This window comes from Micromonospora sp. IBHARD004 (genome assembly GCF_052814115.1).
The window spans coordinates 4,362,802-4,378,956 of record NZ_CP199934.1; the positions used below are offsets into that span (position 1 = coordinate 4,362,802).

Here is a 16,155-nt window from a genome sequence, read left to right on the forward strand (position 1 = left end):
TCGGGCGAAGCATGGGGCTGGTTGTTACACCGGGAGTGTATCGATCAAGCGGCCGGCGTCGATATTTTCGTTACGACGCTGTGACATCGGAGTGTCGTATGGGGACTTTTGTTCACGAACCCGGACGGCCGGGGACGCAGCCGTTGCACTCGCCGTGCAGCGTTCCCGGCCGCAGGCGTCACGGCATGACGAGGCCGCCGTCGACGGGCACGGTCGCTCCGGTCACGTACGACGAGGCGTCGCTGACCAGCCAGATCAGCGTGGCGGCGAGCTCCTCGTGCTCGCCGAGGCGGCCGGCGGGCGCCAGTGCCTTGACCATCTCGAAGGTGCCCGGCTCCAGCTGGTCGCTCATCTCCGACTGGAAGAAGCCGGGGGCGATGCAGTTGACCCGGATGCCCTTGCGGCCGGTCCACTGGGCGGCCAGGTCGCGGGTCAGCCCGATGACGCCGGCCTTGCTGGAGGCGTACGCGGCCTGCGGGATGCCGCCGGGGCGCAGGCCGATGACGCTGGAGATGTTGACGATCGCCCCGCCGTTGGTGGCGGCCCGGGCGAAGGCCTGCGCCATCCAGTAGCTGCCCATCAGGTTGACGTCGACGACGGCGCGGAACTGGTCCGGCGTCTCCCGGGTGGCGGGGACGGCGGTGCCGACCCCCGCGTTGTTGACCAGCACGTCCACCCGTCCGAAGTGCTCGACGGCGGTGGCGATCAGGGCCTCGCAGTCCTCGGGCCGGCTGACGTCGGTGGCGCGGGCCGCGTACCGGCGGCCGGCCGCCTCGACCAGCGCCCCCGTCTCCGGCAGTCGCTCGACCCGGCGGGCGCCGAGCACGACGTCGGCGCCGGCCTCGGCGAGCGCGCGGGCGAACGACACCCCCAGGCCGGAGGAGGCGCCGGTCACCACGGCGACCTTCCCGTCGAGGCGGAACCGGTCCATCACGCTCACCTGGGACTCCTCACGTTCGCGGCGCCGCACCCTGGACGGCATACCGACCAGCCGGTATGTTCGGCGTCCGGCGACGGTAGCGAGCCGCCGACATCCGCGTCAATGGGGAGGCAGCCATGGACTTCGAACCGACCGCACGCGGGGCCGAGCACCTGAAGCGACTCCAGGAGTTCATGGACGACCACGTCTACCCGGCCGAGCCGGTCTACGCGGCGCAGCGGGCCGAGCTCGCGGCGGCCGGCAAGCTGCACCACCTGCCCGCCGTCGTCGAGGACCTGAAGGCCGAGGCCCGCCGCCGGGGGTTGTGGAACCTCTTCCTGCCCGCCGTCTCCGGACTGACCAATCTGGAGTACGCCCCGCTCGCCGAGCTGACGGGCCGCTCCATCGAGCTCGCCCCCGAGGCCATCAACTGCGCGGCGCCGGACACCGGCAACATGGAGATCCTGCACATGTTCGGCACCGCCGAGCAGCAGGAGCGCTGGCTGCGCCCGCTGCTCGACGGCGAGATCCGGTCCGCCTTCGCGATGACCGAGCCGGACGTCGCCTCCAGCGACGCCACCAACATCTCCACCCGGATCGAACGCGACGGCGACTCGTACGTCATCAACGGCCGCAAGTGGTGGACCACCGGAATCGCCGACCCGCGCTGCCGGATCATGATCGTGATGGGCAAGACCGACCCGACGGCCGACACCCACCGCCAGCAGTCGATGATCCTCGTGCCGGTGGACACCCCCGGGGTCGAGGTGGTCCGCTCGCTGCCGGTCTTCGGCTACCACGACCAGCACGGCCACGGCGAGGTCCTCTTCACCGACGTCCGGGTGCCGGCCTCGAACCTGCTCGGCGAGGAGGGCGGCGGCTTCGCCCTCGCCCAGGCCCGGCTCGGGCCCGGTCGCATCCACCACTGCATGCGGGCCATCGGCCTGGCCGAGCGCGCGCTCGCGCTGATGGTGCACCGCGCCGCCTCCCGGGTCGCCTTCGGCCGGAAGCTGGCCGAGCAGGGCGTGGTGCAGCAGCAGATCGCCGAGTCCCGGATGGCGATCGAGCAGGCCCGACTGCTCACCCTCAAGGCCGCCTGGATGATCGACCGGTACGGCGCCAAGGCCGCGCGGACCGAGATCGCCGCCATCAAGGTGATCGCTCCCCGCGTCGCCCTCGACGTGCTCGACCGGGCGATCCAGGTGCACGGCGGCGCCGGGGTCTCCGACGACGTCCCGCTCGCCTCGATGTACGCCGGCGCCCGCACGCTGCGCATCGCCGACGGCCCCGACGAGGTGCACGTACGCGACGTCGCCCGGCGCGAGATCCGCCGGCAGTTGGAGTCGCGGTGACCGTGGCGACCACCGAGCCGCCCGCCCCGCCCGGGCGGCGGCGGGCGCCACGCGGCTCGGCCCGGCGCAGCATCGTCGCGGCCGCCACCGAACTCTTCGCCCGGCGCGGCTACGAGGCGACGAGCGTGCAGGACATCGTGGCCGCGGCCGAGGTCACCAAGGGCGCCCTGTACCACTGGTTCGGGTCGAAGTCCGAGCTGCTCACCAGCATCTACCGGGAGCTGCTCGCCGAGCAGACCCAGCGGCTGCGGGAGATCGCCGACGGCGCCGGACCGGTCGAGGAGCGGCTGCGCGCGGCGGCCCTCGACGTCGTGGAGCACACCGCCGAGCACGCCGACGAGCTCACCGTCTGGGCCCGGTCGGCGCACCTGCTCGACGACGAGCAGGCCGAGGCGACCCGCCGGGAGCGGCGGCGCTACCACGACCTGTTCCGCGACCTGGTGCGCGAGGGGCAGGCCAGTGGCGTGGTGCGCACCGACCTCTCCGCCACCGTGATCACCCACGCGTTCCTCAGCGCCCTGGGCAACACGCACACCTGGTTCCACCCCGACGGGCCGCTGACCTTCGCCGAGGTCGGCCACCAGCTCGTCGCGCTCTTCCTCGGCGGCCTGCGCCCACCGGGACCGGAGCCGGTCGCGCCGCTCCCCGCCGAGCCCGGGCGGCGGCGGCCGGCCGGCAGCGACACCCAGCGGTCCGGGCCGAGCCCGGCCAGGAAGAACCCGTGAGCGACGAGGAGCCGCCCCCGGGATCCGGGACGGCGGAGCCCGGGGAACCCGTCCGCGCCGAGCTGGCCGAGGTGCTCCAGCGCCCGACCGGCTCCTCGACGTCGCCGCCCGGTGGTCAGCCGGCCGCCGGGGCGGGGGCGGTCAGGGTGCGGACCTGACCGGTGCGGGGGCCGCCGGCCAGCGCCCGCGGGGACCACTCGGTGACCACCAGGAACAGCGTCCGGCCGTCCGGCCCGCCGAGGGCGCAGGCGAAGCAGCCCCGGTCCAGGTCGACCCGGTCCCGCACCCGGCCGCCCTCGGCCACCCGCACCGCGCAGCGGTTCGGCACGTCGCCGTACCAAACGGCGCCCTCGGCGTCGAGGCAGATGCCGTCCGGCGCGGCACCGGGGAGGTCCGCCCAGACCCGCCGACCGGTCAGCGAGGCGTCGGCGGCGACGTCGTACGCGGTGAGCCGGGCGGCGTACGACTCGGCGACGATCAGCGTGCCGCCGTCCGGGGTGAGCGCCATGCCGTTGGGGAAGGCGAGACCGTCGGCCACCAGCCGGGGCGGCCCGTCGGGCGGGACCAGGGCGATCGCGCCCGGCGCGAACTCGCCCCCGGGGAAGTCGAACCCGATGGTGTTGACGTACGCGTTGCCCCGGGCGTCCGTCACCACCTCGTTCCACGGGTGCGCCACCAGCGACCGCAGGTCGGCGTACGGGGTCAGCACGCCGTCCGGCTCCCGGCGCAGCAGTAGCCCCGGGCCGCCGGCGACGACCAGCAGCCGCCCGTCGGGGAGCCGGTCCAGGCAGATCGGCAGGCCGGCGACCCGGGCGACCACCTCGGTCCCGCCGTCGGCGTCGACCGTCAGCACCTCCCCGGCCCCCCAGTCGGCCAGCCAGAGCCGCCCGTCGTGCCAGCGCGGCGACTCCCCGAAGGCCAGCCCGTCCACCAGTACCCGTGGTGCCGTCATCGGTGCCTCCCCATCCGGTCGCGGGCCCGCCGCAGGTGCTCCCGCTCGGCGGTGTTGTCGGTGTGCGCGATCGCCGCGTCGTACGCCCGGGCGGCCTCCCCGGTGCGGCCCAGCCGGCGCAGCAGGTCGGCGCGGACGGCGTGGAAGACGTGGTAGCCGGCCAGGTCGAGGTCGTCGACCAGGGCGAGCGCGGCGGCCGGGCCGGCCACCTCGGCCACCGCGACCGCCCGGTTAAGCGCGACCACCGGGCCGGGGGCGACCGTCACGAGCTGGTCGTAGAGCGCGACGATCTGACCCCAGTCGGTCTCCGCGGCGGTCTCCGCGTCGCTGTGCACCGCGTTGATCGCCGCCTGGATCTGGTACGGCCCGGGCCGGCCCCGCCGCAGGCAGCGGCGGACCAGCGCCTGCCCCTCGGCGATCAGCTCGCGGTCCCAGCGGTCGCGGTCCTGCTCGGCCAGCGGCACCAGAGCGCCGGCCGGTCCGGTGCGGGCGGGCCGGCGCGCCTCGGTGAGCAGCAGCAACGCGAGCAGCCCGAGCACCTCCGGCTCGTCCGGCATCAGCTCGGTGAGCAGCCGGGCGAGCCGGACCGCCTCGGCGCACAGCTCGTCGCGGACCAGCCGCTCCCCCGAGCTGGCGGTGTACCCCTCGTTGAAGATCAGGTAGACGACGGCCAGCACCGCCCGGAGCCGGTCGGGCAGGTCCGCGTCGCGGGGCACCCGGTACGGGATCCGGGCGTCCCGGATCTTCGCCTTGGCCCGGACCAGGCGCTGGGCCATGGTCGGCTCCGGCACCAGAAAGGCGCGGGCGATCTCGGCCGTGCTCAGCCCGCCGAGCAGCCGCAGGGTCAGCGCGACCCGGGCGGCGGCGCCCAGCGCCGGGTGGCAGCAGGTGAAGATCAGGCGGAGCCGGTCGTCGCGCACGGGTCCCTCCTCGGCCGGTGCCTCGCGGGCGTACAGGAGCGCGGCCTGCGCGTGCCGGTCGGCCCGGGTGGCCTCGCGGCGCAGCCGGTCGATCGCCCGGTTCCGGGCGGTGGTGATGATCCAGCCGGCGGGACTCGGCGGCAGCCCGTCGACCGGCCAGCGGCCGACCGCCGTGGTGAACGCCTCCTGGACCGCCTCCTCGGCGAGGTCGATGTCGCCGAGGACGCGGACCAGGACGGCGACCGCGCGGCCGTACTCCGCGCGGAACACCCGCTCGACGTCGGTCAGCTCGGGCATCGGCGACGGTCAGACCTCGCCCTGGAACGGGCGCACCTCGATCGGCAGGGTGGTCGCCAGGGCGTACCGGCGGCCCCACTCCAGGGCGGCGTCCAGGTCGGGCGCGGTGATGATGGTGAAACCGCCGAGGTATTCCTTGCCCTCGAGGTAGGGCCCGTCGGTGACCAGCACCTCCTCCCCCTTCGGGCGCAGCACGGTGGCGGTCTCCGGGGCGTGCAGCCCGTTGCCGAAGACCCACGATCCGGCCTCGACCAGCTCGTCGTGGATGGCGTCGACCTCGCGCATCACCTCGGCCAGGAACTCCGGGTCGGGCATCCCCTCGCCCGTCGGCTGGTACATGCTGATCAGGTACTGCTTCACGGTCTCCTCCTCGCCCGGCGGCCGGTCCGTCGCCGGCCCCTTCACCCTCCACACGAACGGGCCGCCGCCGGATCGACACGCCGGCCGGGATGATTTCCGCGGACGTGCTCGCCGCCCTCGCCGGCTGAGCCGCGCCACACCGCAGCGCAGCGAAAATCTTCTATGTATCTACCGGCGACCAGAACGTGTGGAACGGCACCTGGGACCGGCTCAAGGTGCTGGCCTGCAACGGACCCTGCTGACCGCCGCCGGTGGCGGGCCGCCCGGCCCGCCACCGGACCGTCCCTTCGAGGAGGTCCCGATGTCCGTCCCCGTACCCCGGCGGACCGTGCTGCGCGGCGCCGTCCTGCTCGGCGCCGCCGCCGGCGTCACGGCCCTCGGCCAGCTCACCGGCGACCGGAGCGCCCGGGCGGTCGCCACCCGCGTCGACCAGCCGGTGATCGCCAACTGCGCCACCTGGGGCGCCCGGCCGCCGTCGTCGGCGGTGACCGTGGTGCAGAGCCAACTCCCGGGACATCCAGGACCTGCACATGGACACCAGCGGCTGGCTCGACTCCGGGCAGCACTTCACCAACAGCCGCGGCGGGTACCTCACCGAGGGCCGGCACGGCAGCCTCTACGCGCTGTTGCACGGGCAGACCATGGTCCAGGGCGCACACTGCGTCGGGCAGAACAGCCAGGCCATCGGCATCGAGAACGAGGGCATCTACCTCGACGTGCAGCCGCCGCAGGCGCTCTGGGACAGCCTGGTGCTCTTCTGCGCGTTCACCTGCCAGCAGTACGCCATCCAGGCCACCGAGATCTACGGCCACAAGGACTTCAACAACACCCAGTGCCCGGGGCTGCTGCACGACCGGCTCCCCGAGCTGCGCAGCGCGGTGGCCGCCCGGCTCGGCTGACCACGGCCGGCGTGCCCGCACTGGGTCGGCGCAGCTGCGCGACGGCGATGGGCGGCCAGCCCGGGCCGACCCGCCGATGCGGCGCGGCAGTGGCACGTCGCCGACGCTACGAAGCTGATGACGTGAACGAATCGCGGCCGTGGTGATTCAGCTGCGTCATCAGCTTCGTAGCGCGGTCCGGACCCACCCCGCTCCCCTGCCGCCCGCCCCCACCTGCCGACCAGGGTGACTGCCACTGCTCGCTTATATAAGCTGCATCTGATAGAAAGAGGTCGTGCACGCCTTCGACGTCCTCGGGGACCCGGTCCGCCGCCGGATCCTGGAACTCCTCGCCGAGGGCGAGCAGACCGCCGGCAGCCTCAGCGCGGCTGTCCAACAGGAATTCGGCATCTCCCAACCGGCCGTGTCGCAGCACCTCAGGGTGCTGCGCGACAACGGCTTCGCGACCGTACGACCCGAGGGCACCCGCCGCCTCTACGCGGTGGACCCGCAGCCGCTCCGCCAGGTCGACGCCTGGCTGGACAACTTCCGCCGGTTCTGGACCCCACCGCTGGAGGCGCTCGCCACCGAACTGGCCCGCGGCCGGCGGGAGCGGCGGCTGCGCGAGGGCGGCCCCGACGAGAGGAGAACACCATGATCGACGTGACCGGACAGATCAGCTCCGTCGAACGCACCGTCGGCAGCCGCACGCTGCCCGCCGGGCAGGCGCGCGTGAGCATCATCAGTCAGACGTACGACGCGCCGCTGGAGGACGTCTGGGACGCCTGCACCAGCGCCGAGCGGATCCCGCGTTGGTTCCTGCCGATCTCCGGCGAGCTGCGGCTGGGTGGCCGCTACCAGCTGGAGGGCAACGCGGGCGGCACCGTCGAGCGCTGCGACCCGCCGCACGGCTTCGCCGCGACCTGGGAGTACGGCGGCGAGGTGAGCTGGATCGAGGTGCGGCTCAGCCCGGCGGGCGAAGGACGTACCCGGTTCGAGCTGGAGCACGTCGCGCACGTGGACGACGAGCGCTGGGCCGAGTTCGGGCCGGGCGCCACCGGCGTCGGCTGGGACATGGGCCTGCTCGGCCTGGCCTCCCACCTGGCGGCCGACGGCAGCGGGGTCGGCCCGGCGGAGGCCGCCGCCTGGATGGGCTCCGACGAGGGCCGCCGGTTCATGACGCTGAGCAGCGAGCGCTGGTGCGAGGCGAGCGTGGCGGCCGGCACCCCGGCCGACGAGGCGCGGGCGGCGGCGCAGCGGACCACCGCCGCGTACACCGGGGTGCCGGCCTCCTGACCCGCGGCGCGGGGCGCCCGGTGACCCGGGCGCCCCGCTCAGCCGGACGTGGCCGGGTCGGCGCGGAACTCATGGACGACCTCGATCCGGCCCACGATGTGCCGGTTGAACAGCTCCAGCTCCTCGGCGGGCACCCAGAGTTCGAGGATGTCCCGGCCGCCCACCTGGCGTACCGGGTAACGCGCGGCGAAGTCGCGCTCCACCTCGAAGCGGGTCACGTAGCCGACGCCCGAGGCCGGCACGTTCCAGTCCCGGGCGATCATGACCGCGTACGCCTCGTTCAGCACCGGGTAGAAGACCGGCTGGTCCGGCAGCCGGGGCGGCCAGGCCCGCCACCCGGACGCCTCGACCAGGGCCAGCTCCTGCGGCCCGGTCGGCCGCCACAGCGTGGTGGTCTCCATCGTCTCCCCTTCCCCTCGGTCGACGCACGCTACCGGCTGGGATCGCCGCCTCACCAACCGTTTCGCCCGGCGGGAAACGCGGCGGCGGGTTGTCGATGCCCTCCGGCAGACTGTCGGCCATGTCGCCACGATCCGTCGCCGACCTCGTCGAGACCGTCCAGGGTGGACGGCGCGTGAAGTACCTGCACTTCTGGGGGCACCGGCCGCAGCGCGACGGCAGCGTCGGCGCCGGCTGCCTGAGCCAGTGGTGGCCGGCGCCGTTCGCCGTGGGCGGCCGGACGTACGCCACCGCCGAGCACTGGATGATGTGGCACAAGGCGACCCTCTTCGGGGACACCGGGATCGCCGAGCGGATCCTCGCCACCGCGCACCCGCACCGGGTCAAGTCCCTCGGCCGGCAGGTGCTCGGCTTCGACGAGGCGACCTGGGTGGCGCACCGCTACGACATCGTGGTGGCCGGCGGCGTCGCCAAGTTCGGGCAACACGACGAGCTGGCGGCGTACCTGCTCGGCACCGGGGACCGCGTGCTGGTCGAGGCCAGTCCGGTGGACCGGGTCTGGGGCGTCGGCCTGGCCGCCGACGACCCGCGGGCCGACGACCCGACCCAATGGCGGGGCGCGAACCTGCTCGGCTTCGCGCTGATGGAGGCACGCGCCGTCCTGCGCGACCGACGCGGCCGGGAGTGATCGGCTAGGGTCGGGCCGGTGCACGACACTCCGGGATACACCTGCGTCACCTGCGGCCGGCGGCACGACGACCTGCCGCTCTCCTACCGCACCCAGGCGCCCGCGTTCTGGTCCGAGGAGCTGGCGGCGGCCGACGACAGCGAGCTGACCCCCGACCTCTGCGTCATCCGCGGCGAGCACTTCTTCGTCCAGGGCAGCCTCGAGATCCCCCTGCGGGACGCGGAGGGGACGTTCTCCTGGGGAGTCTGGGTCTCGCTGAGCCCCGCCAACTTCGGCCGAACCGTGCAGCTGTGGGAGACCCCGGGCCGGGAGTCGGAGCCGCCCTACTTCGGCTGGCTCTCCACCGAGCTGCCGCTCTACGGGGTGAGCACCCTGGAGCTCAAGACCCACGTGCACACCCGGCCGGTGGGCGAGAAGCCGGCGGTGGAGGTCGAGCCCACCGACCACCCGCTCGCGGTGGCGCAGCGGACCGGCATGACCATGGCGGACGTCCAGCGGATCGCCGAGCAGCTCCGGCACCCGGAGACGCGCCCCGAGCCGGCCGGGTGACGGGAGCGCTCCGCCGGCCCGGCGGGTAACGTGCTGCGGCGTGACCGGCGCACCGCACTCGCACTGCTCGTACTGCGGCACGGCCTACCCGGCCGGAGCCGGCTGGCCGCGCGTCTGCGCGGACTGCGGCCAGACCGTCTGGCGCAACCCGCTGCCGGTCGCGGTGGCAATCTTGCCGGTACGCACGGCGACCGGCCTGGGAGTGGTGGTGGTCCGCCGCGACATCGAGCCGGCCCGTGGCCAGCTCGCGCTGCCCGGCGGGTTCATCGAGTACGGCGAGGAGTGGTCGGAGGCGCTGGTCCGGGAGCTGCGCGAGGAAACCGGCCTGCTGGCCGAGCCGGCGCAGGCGCGGCTCTTCGCGGTGCACGGGGCGCCCGCCGGCGGCACCATGATGGTCTTCGGCGTGCTGCCCGAGCGGGCGGCCGGGGAGCTGCCGCCGTCCGCGCCGACCGAGGAGGCCACCGAGTGGCTGGTCCTCACCGAGCCGGTCGAGCTGGCCTTCTCCACCCACACCCGGGCGCTGGCCGACTTCTTCGCCGGCCAGCCCCCGGTCTGATCCCGTCCCGCTCCGTGACCGCCGGGGTGGTGATGTTGATCGGCGCGACCTGAGGGGCCACCACCGCTCTGATCGACGGCTATTTCCACTGATTGAATAGGAATGCAACGTCGCCGAGCCCGGAGGTGCCCCGTGTCACGCCCGCTTTCCCCGGACGAAATCGAGCACGACGCCCACCGGACCCGGCAGTGGCTCGCCGGGGAGGCCCGCTGCGACGGGGTCTCCCGCCAGGAGCTGCTGGAGCTGGGCACGGCCATGGCCGCCGTCACCGCCGCCGCCGAGGAGCGGGAACCGGTCGCCGTCACCCCCGCCCCGGTCGGCGTCGACCCCGGAGCCGGTGCCGCCGCGGCGCCCATCGCCAAGCCGCTGCCGCCGCAGCTGTTCCGCCGGCTGGAGACCAACGCCGAGATGCGGTGGGAGGCGATGGCCGGGCAGGGGCACGTCGTCCCCAACGACCGGTTCTTCGTCCGCAACCACACCGTGACGCCCCGGCTGGACGCCGAGACCTGGCGGCTGCGCCTCTTCGGCACCGGGCTGCGCGGCGCGCCGACCCGGCGGGACCCGATCGAGTTCAGCCTCACCGACCTGCGGAGGCTGCCCGCCGAGGAGGGCACCGCGCTGGTCGAGTGCGCCGGCAACGGGCGCCGCTTCTTCATCGAGCAGCAGGGCGCCGCCTCCCCCGGGGTCGCCTGGGGCCTCGGCGGGGTCGGCGTCGCGCGCTGGCGGGGCGTACGACTGGGCACCGTGCTCCGGCTGGCCGGCCTCACCGACGCGGCGGTCGACGTGATGCCGGAGGGGCTGGACCCGGAGTACGTCACCGGCGGGGTGAACCTCGGCCGGGTACGCCGGCCGCTGCCGGTCGGCAAGGCCCTCGACGACGTGCTGCTGGCGTACGAGATGAACGGCGAGCCGCTCCCCGCCGACCACGGCTTCCCCGTGCGGGTGCTGGTGCCCGGCTGGATCGGCATCTCCTCGATCAAGTGGGTGGGAGCCGTCGAGGTCTCCGCCACTCCCCTCTTCTCGCCCTGGAACACCCAGCTCTACCGGATGTTCGGCCCCGGGCACCCGGACGGCGGCGGGGTGCTGGCCGCCCAGTCGGTGAAGAGCGCCTTCGAGCTGGCCTGGGACGCCCGCATCCCGGCCGGCGCCGAGGTGCTGCTGCACGGCCGGTCCTGGTCCGGCAACGGGCCGATCGCCCGGGTCGAGGTCAGCACCGGCGACGACGAGTGGCGCCCCACCGAGCTGGTCGCCGCCGACCAGGGCGGGGCGTGGCAGCGCTGGACCGCCGTCTGGCGGCCGCCTGCCCCCGGCCGCTGGACGCTGCGCGCCCGGGCCACCGACGTGACCGGGGCCGGCCAGCCCGACACCGCCGCTCACAACGACTTCGGGTACCTCTTCGACGGCGTGGTCCGGCACCCGGTGACGGTGGCCTGACCCGCGACCCGCCGCCCGTCCGGCGCGCCGCCGCGGCAACGCTTCGGGCGGGCGGGGCGAGGTCAGCCGGTCAGGTAGGCGGCGGGGACGGCGTCGGCGAGCCAGACGCCGTTCGCGCTGCGGTAGAAGAGGTGACCGTCCCGGGCCACCGCCGCAGCGTCGACGGTGAGGATCGCCACCTGGCCACCCCGCCGGGCGCCCACCCGGCGGGCGGTCTCCACGTCGGGCGAGAGGTGGACGTGGTGCCGGCCGCCGCGACGCAGGCCCTCGGCCATGATGGACGGCACGACCGCGGCGCTGGTGCCGTGGTAGAGCCGGTCCGGCGGTGGCGTCGGGGCCAGCCCGAGGTCGACCGGGATCGAGTGCCCCTGGCTGGCCCGGACGCGGTCGACTCCGTCGGCGCCCCGCTCGACGGCGAAGCGCTGCTTGTCGTTGCCGGCCACCACCTCGTCGAGAACGGCGCGGCTGATCCGCAGCGCGGCGAGCAGGTCGGTGACCGGCACCCAGCCGGCCGGGTCCGGCGCCAGCCCGAACCGGTCCGGTCGGTGCCGCAGCGCCAGGGACATCTTCTTGCTCACCCGGACCAGGTCGCGATGATCCACGGCGACAGTGTGGCCCACACGCGTGGCGCCAGTCGACGGATATCGCCGGTCAGCGCGTGGCGCCCGAGGTGGGTCCGACCATCAGCCCGGACGCGTCGACCACCTCGAAATCGCTGCCGCGCAGGCCGCCCAGCGTCCGCAGCGCGTCGTTGTCCCAACGCTCGTCCGGCGCGCCGGAGAGGAACCACGCCGAGCCGTGGTCGGCGACGATCAGGCCGTACCGCTGCATGGCCTCGGCGACGATCCGGGCCTGCCGGGGCAGCCGGGAGACGTCCACCGACCGTTTGAGCCGCAGCCGCTGGCCGAGCTGCGGCAGCGCCGGGTCGGACGCGTCCGAGGCGGAGTGGGTCGCCGGCCACGTCCAGCCGGTGCGGGTACGCGGCACGGTGACCCGGACGGCGTGGTCGATCCGGCCGGCGGCGACCTCGTCGTACCGGACCAGCCCGGCCAGGATCGACAGCCCGGCCGCGTCGGCGGAGGTCCAGCCCGCCCGGCGCAGCCGGTTCGACCGGAGGTCGAAGACCGCCCCGGAGCCGGCCCGCCAGCCGCCGCCGGCCGGGTGCGCGTCGAAGAGCTCGTACGCCCGGCAGGCCGTCCGGTCCCAGACGATGACGTGCCGGTCGCCGTCGCCGCGCGGCCCGCCCTCGATCGCCGCGTCCGGCGGGATCGGGTACGGCCCCGGGTCGCTCTCGGCGGCGTAGGAGAAGGTGACCGGGACCCGCCGCTGCCCGGCGGGGACGACGGTGACCGGGATGCCGATCGGCGCTCCGGCCCAGCTGCCCGAGCCGAAGTCGGGGTGAACGGTGGCGCCGGCGCCGATCGCGCCGACCATCGCCGACGACCGCGGGTGCACGGGCAGCCGGGAGACGTCGGCGTGCCAGACGTTGTCGGCCGGCAGCACCGGGCAGGCCCGCGCCACCGGACGCGGCCGGCCGCCGAAGCCGACCCGCCCGGAGCCGGCCGGGGTCGGCGCGGCCGGCGTGCCGGCCACCGCCCCGGTCGGAGCCGGGGTGGCCGTCCCGGGCGCGGCGACGGGCGTACGGTCCGGCGTCGTGCAGCCGGCGGCGAGCACGGCCAGGGCGGCCAGGGCGACGCCGGCGCGGCGGAACGTCGGCTGGGGCATCCCGGGGATCCTGCCCGAGGACCGGCGGCGGCGTCCAGCGTCCCGCGCCACCCGGCGGCCGGGGCGGCGCGTCCGGCCGGCTCAGGCAGCGGCGCGGTCCGGCAGCGGACGCCGGCGACGGGCCGGGTCGGTCAGCACCGGCGGCGCCCAGACCCCGTCCGGCTGGTAGAGGTTCACCCCCGGCGGGACGATCTCGTCGATCCGGTCGAGGACGGCGTCGTTGAGGGTGAGCGCAGCGCCCTTGAGCAGCCCCTCCAGCTGCTCCATCGTGCGCGGGCCGATGATCGCCGAGGTGACCGCCGGGTGCGCCACGGTGAACGCCACCGCCAGCTCGGGCAGCGTGCAGCCGACCTCGTCGGCGAGCGCGAGCAACTCCTCGACCGCGGCGTACTTCGCCGCGTTGCCGGCGATCGCCGGGTCGAACCGGGCCGGGGTGAGGGCCGCCCGGCCGGCGGTGAGGTCGACCGCCCGGCCCGGACGGTAGCGGCCGGAGAGGAACCCCGAGGCGAGCGGACTCCAGACCAGGACCCCCATGCCGTACCGCTGGCAGACCGGCAGGACCGCGCTCTCGATCCCCCGGGCCAGGATCGAGTACGGCGGCTGCTCGGTGCGGAACCGCCCGAGCGCCCGCCGCTCGGCGACGTGGTGCGACTCCACGATCTCCTCGGCCGGGAAGGTGGAGCAGCCGAAGGCCCGGATCTTGCCGGCCCGGACGAGGTCGCTGAGCACGCCCAGGGTCTCCTCGACGTCCGTGGTGTGGTCCGGCCGGTGCACCTGGTAGAGGTCGATCCAGTCGGTGTCCAGGCGGCGCAGGCTCTCCTCGACCTCCCGGACGATCCAGCGCCGGGAGTTGCCGCCCCGGTTGGGCCCCTTCCCCATCGGGAAGTGCACTTTGGTCGCGAGCACCACCTCGTCCCGCCGGCCGCGCAGCGCCCGGCCGACGATCGCCTCCGACTCGCCGGCGGAGTACATGTCGGCCGTGTCCACGAAGTTGATCCCCTGGTCGAGGGCGGCGTGGACGATCCGGACGCAGTCGTCGTGGTCGGGGTTGCCGACCGCGCCGAACATCATCGTGCCGAGACAGTGGACGCTCACCTCGATGCCGGTGCCGCCGAGCACGCGGTAACGCATGAGTCCTCCCGAGGGAATGCGCCGCGCTTGCCGGGCGGCGGGGCCGGTCCGGCCAACCTAGGAATTCGAGTGCACTCGAGGTCAAGGCGGCACTGGTCAGCCGGTGGCGTCGCCCGCCCCCGCCAGGTAGCCGGCGGCCTGCAGCTCGAACATCGGCGTGTCGAACAGGCGTCCCGACCGCGTGTCGCCCGGGCAACCCCGCGGAAGATTCCACGGGGTGGGCGATGTCGGGTCGCGTCGCGCCGGCCCGCCCCGGGTGGCAGGCTGGTGGAGTCGCCGGCAGCGGGCGCGATGACGACCCGCTGACAGACCCGTCGTGAAGGAGAAGATCGACCCGATGGCTGTGGACGTCACCAACACGGACGAATGGCAGGCCCTGCGCAAGCACGCCGAGGCGATGCGCGGCACCCACCTGCGGGAGCTGTTCGCCGCCGACGGGCAGCGGGGTGAGCGGCTCACCGGCGACGTCGCCGACCTGCACGTCGACTACAGCAAGAACCTCGTCACCGACGAGACGCTGGCCCTGCTCACCGCCCTCGCCGAGCGGGTCCGGCTGAGCGACCGGATCGCCGCGATGTTCTCCGGCGCGCACATCAACTCCACCGAGGACCGGGCCGTCCTGCACACCGCGCTGCGGCTGCCGCCTGAGGCGAAGCTGGTGGTGGACGGGCAGGACGTGGTCGCCGAGGTGCACGCCGTGCTCGACCGGATGGCCGCCTTCGCCGAACGGGTCCGCTCGGGCACCTGGCGGGGGTACACCGGCGAGCGGATCACCACCGTGGTCAACATCGGCATCGGCGGGTCGGACCTCGGCCCGGTGATGGCGTACGAGGCGTTGAAGGCCTACCGGGACGCCGGCATCACCTGCCGGTACGTCTCCAACATCGACCCCACCGACATCCATGACAAGACCACCGACCTGGACCCGGCGACCACGCTGTTCATCGTGGTCAGCAAGACGTTCTCCACCCAGGAGACCCTCGCCAACGCCGACCAGGCGCGCCGCTGGCTGCTCGCCGGGCTGGACGCCGACGACTCGGCGATCGCCCGGCACTTCGTCGCGGTCAGCACCAACGAGCAGCGGGTCCGCGACTTCGGCATCGACCCGGAGAACATGTTCGGCTTCTGGGACTGGGTGGGCGGCCGGTACTCGTTGCCGTCGGCCGTCGGCCTGTCGGTCATGCTGGCCGTCGGACCGGACCGGTTCCGGGAGATGCTCGCCGGCTACCACGCCGTCGACGAGCACTTCCGCACCACGCCGGTCGAGCGGAACCTGCCGGCGCTGCTCGGCCTGCTCAACGTCTGGTACACCGACTTCCTCGGCGCGCAGACCCACGCGGTGCTGCCGTACTCGCAGTACCTGCACCGGTTCCCGGCGTACCTCCAGCAGCTCACCATGGAGAGCAACGGCAAGTCGGTGACCGTCGACGGCAGGCCGGTCACGTACCCGACCGGGGAGATCTTCTGGGGCGAGCCCGGCACCAACGGCCAGCACGCCTTCTACCAGCTCATCCACCAGGGGACGCTGCTCATCCCGGCCGACTTCATCGCGTTCAGCCAGCCCAACCACGACCTGGGCGACATGCACGACCTGTTCATGTCGAACTTCTTCGCGCAGACCGCCGCGCTGGCCTTCGGCCGCACCCGGGAGCAGGTCGAGGCGGAGGGCACTCCCGCCGAGGTGGTGCCGCACCGGGTGATGCCGGGCAACCACCCGACCACCTCGATCATCGCGCCGAAGCTCACCCCGGCCACCCTCGGCCAGCTGATCGCCCTCTACGAACACATCGTCTTCACCGAGGGCACGGTGTGGAACATCAACCCGTTCGACCAGTGGGGCGTCGAGCTGGGCAAGGTGATGGCCAACCAGCTCGCGCCGAAGCTCACCGGGACCGGCCCGGACCTCGGCGACGTGGACTCCTCCACCGCCGCGCTGATCCGCCGCTACCGGGCGCAGCGCGGCCGGGACTGACG

Annotated in this window: 19 protein-coding genes; 10 read left to right on the forward strand and 9 right to left on the reverse strand. The window is 74.2% G+C overall.

All coding sequences use genetic code 11. From position 1 onward, the window contains the following. Positions 1 to 178: 178 nt before the first annotated feature. Positions 179 to 931, reverse strand: a complete 753-nt coding sequence (locus ACTWO6_RS21245; RefSeq protein WP_446220718.1) for an SDR family NAD(P)-dependent oxidoreductase — start codon at positions 929 to 931, stop codon at positions 179 to 181. A gap of 125 nt (positions 932 to 1,056) precedes the next feature. Between ACTWO6_RS21245 and ACTWO6_RS21250 the strand changes: the two genes are divergently transcribed. Together ACTWO6_RS21250 and ACTWO6_RS21255 are read left to right on the forward strand one after the other, a co-directional pair. Continuing rightward, positions 1,057 to 2,271, forward strand: coding sequence for an acyl-CoA dehydrogenase family protein (locus ACTWO6_RS21250; RefSeq protein ID WP_446215572.1), 1,215 nt, complete (start codon positions 1,057 to 1,059; stop codon positions 2,269 to 2,271). Beyond that, positions 2,268 to 2,996: a TetR/AcrR family transcriptional regulator gene (locus ACTWO6_RS21255; RefSeq protein WP_446215573.1), complete on the forward strand. Its 729-nt coding sequence runs from the start codon at positions 2,268 to 2,270 to the stop codon at positions 2,994 to 2,996. Before ACTWO6_RS21250 ends, ACTWO6_RS21255 begins: the two co-directional genes overlap by 4 nt. A gap of 115 nt (positions 2,997 to 3,111) precedes the next feature. Here ACTWO6_RS21255 and ACTWO6_RS21260 read toward each other — a convergent pair whose 3' ends face one another. The 4 genes from ACTWO6_RS21260 to ACTWO6_RS21275 form a co-directional block, all read right to left on the reverse strand. Then, entirely contained in the window at positions 3,112 to 3,948 is an 837-nt protein-coding gene (locus tag ACTWO6_RS21260; protein WP_446215574.1) for an SMP-30/gluconolactonase/LRE family protein, read from the reverse strand. Further along, complete coding sequence (locus ACTWO6_RS21265; RefSeq protein ID WP_446220719.1) at positions 3,945 to 5,156, reverse strand: RNA polymerase sigma factor; 1,212 nt, start codon at positions 5,154 to 5,156, stop codon at positions 3,945 to 3,947. The genes ACTWO6_RS21260 and ACTWO6_RS21265 overlap by 4 nt, the downstream gene beginning before the upstream one ends. A gap of 18 nt (positions 5,157 to 5,174) precedes the next feature. Then, positions 5,175 to 5,525, reverse strand: a complete 351-nt coding sequence (locus ACTWO6_RS21270; protein WP_446215575.1) for a YciI family protein — start codon at positions 5,523 to 5,525, stop codon at positions 5,175 to 5,177. Between the two features lie 160 nt (positions 5,526 to 5,685). After that, a complete protein-coding gene (locus ACTWO6_RS21275) occupies positions 5,686 to 6,042 on the reverse strand; it encodes a hypothetical protein (protein WP_446215576.1) in 357 nt (118 codons plus the stop codon). Positions 6,043 to 6,055: 13 nt separating this feature from the next. Here ACTWO6_RS21275 and ACTWO6_RS21280 point away from each other — a divergent pair, with 13 nt between their 5' ends. From ACTWO6_RS21280 to ACTWO6_RS21290, 3 genes are all read left to right on the forward strand, one after another. Next, positions 6,056 to 6,424: a peptidoglycan recognition protein family protein gene (locus ACTWO6_RS21280; protein ID WP_446215577.1), complete on the forward strand. Its 369-nt coding sequence runs from the start codon at positions 6,056 to 6,058 to the stop codon at positions 6,422 to 6,424. 274 nt (positions 6,425 to 6,698) lie between these two features. Then, positions 6,699 to 7,061, forward strand: a complete 363-nt coding sequence (locus ACTWO6_RS21285; RefSeq protein ID WP_446215578.1) for an ArsR/SmtB family transcription factor — start codon at positions 6,699 to 6,701, stop codon at positions 7,059 to 7,061. Next, entirely contained in the window at positions 7,058 to 7,699 is a 642-nt protein-coding gene (locus ACTWO6_RS21290) for an SRPBCC family protein (RefSeq protein ID WP_446215579.1), read from the forward strand. Before ACTWO6_RS21285 ends, ACTWO6_RS21290 begins: the two co-directional genes overlap by 4 nt. Positions 7,700 to 7,737: 38 nt before the next feature. Here ACTWO6_RS21290 and ACTWO6_RS21295 read toward each other — a convergent pair whose 3' ends face one another. Next, positions 7,738 to 8,100 (reverse strand): ADP-ribosylation/crystallin J1, encoded by a 363-nt coding sequence (locus ACTWO6_RS21295; RefSeq protein WP_446215580.1) that lies wholly within the window; start codon positions 8,098 to 8,100, stop codon positions 7,738 to 7,740. A 119-nt stretch (positions 8,101 to 8,219) separates the two neighbouring features. Between ACTWO6_RS21295 and ACTWO6_RS21300 the strand changes: the two genes are divergently transcribed. The 4 genes from ACTWO6_RS21300 (at position 8,220) to ACTWO6_RS21315 (ending at position 11,325) form a co-directional block, all read left to right on the forward strand. Further along, positions 8,220 to 8,786 (forward strand): NADAR family protein, encoded by a 567-nt coding sequence (locus ACTWO6_RS21300; RefSeq protein ID WP_446215581.1) that lies wholly within the window; start codon positions 8,220 to 8,222, stop codon positions 8,784 to 8,786. An 18-nt stretch (positions 8,787 to 8,804) separates the two neighbouring features. Next, the gene (locus tag ACTWO6_RS21305) at positions 8,805 to 9,335 is read left to right on the forward strand and encodes a DUF2199 domain-containing protein (protein WP_446215582.1); all 531 of its coding nucleotides are present in this window, start codon (positions 8,805 to 8,807) and stop codon (positions 9,333 to 9,335) included. 40 nt (positions 9,336 to 9,375) lie between these two features. Next, entirely contained in the window at positions 9,376 to 9,891 is a 516-nt protein-coding gene (locus ACTWO6_RS21310) for an NUDIX domain-containing protein (protein ID WP_446215583.1), read from the forward strand. A gap of 132 nt (positions 9,892 to 10,023) precedes the next feature. Further along, positions 10,024 to 11,325: a molybdopterin-dependent oxidoreductase gene (locus ACTWO6_RS21315; protein WP_446215584.1), complete on the forward strand. Its 1,302-nt coding sequence runs from the start codon at positions 10,024 to 10,026 to the stop codon at positions 11,323 to 11,325. Positions 11,326 to 11,387: 62 nt separating this feature from the next. Here ACTWO6_RS21315 and ACTWO6_RS21320 read toward each other — a convergent pair whose 3' ends face one another. From ACTWO6_RS21320 to ACTWO6_RS21330, 3 genes are all read right to left on the reverse strand, one after another. Continuing rightward, positions 11,388 to 11,927, reverse strand: coding sequence for an RNA 2'-phosphotransferase (locus tag ACTWO6_RS21320; RefSeq protein WP_446215585.1), 540 nt, complete (start codon positions 11,925 to 11,927; stop codon positions 11,388 to 11,390). Between the two features lie 49 nt (positions 11,928 to 11,976). After that, the gene (locus ACTWO6_RS21325) at positions 11,977 to 13,050 is read right to left on the reverse strand and encodes a hypothetical protein (protein ID WP_446215586.1); all 1,074 of its coding nucleotides are present in this window, start codon (positions 13,048 to 13,050) and stop codon (positions 11,977 to 11,979) included. An 81-nt stretch (positions 13,051 to 13,131) separates the two neighbouring features. Then, entirely contained in the window at positions 13,132 to 14,181 is a 1,050-nt protein-coding gene (locus tag ACTWO6_RS21330) for an aldo/keto reductase (RefSeq protein WP_446215587.1), read from the reverse strand. Between the two features lie 337 nt (positions 14,182 to 14,518). Between ACTWO6_RS21330 and pgi the strand changes: the two genes are divergently transcribed. Next, a complete protein-coding gene (pgi, locus tag ACTWO6_RS21335; RefSeq protein WP_446220720.1) occupies positions 14,519 to 16,153 on the forward strand; it encodes a glucose-6-phosphate isomerase in 1,635 nt (544 codons plus the stop codon). Positions 16,154 to 16,155: the final 2 nt, after the last annotated feature.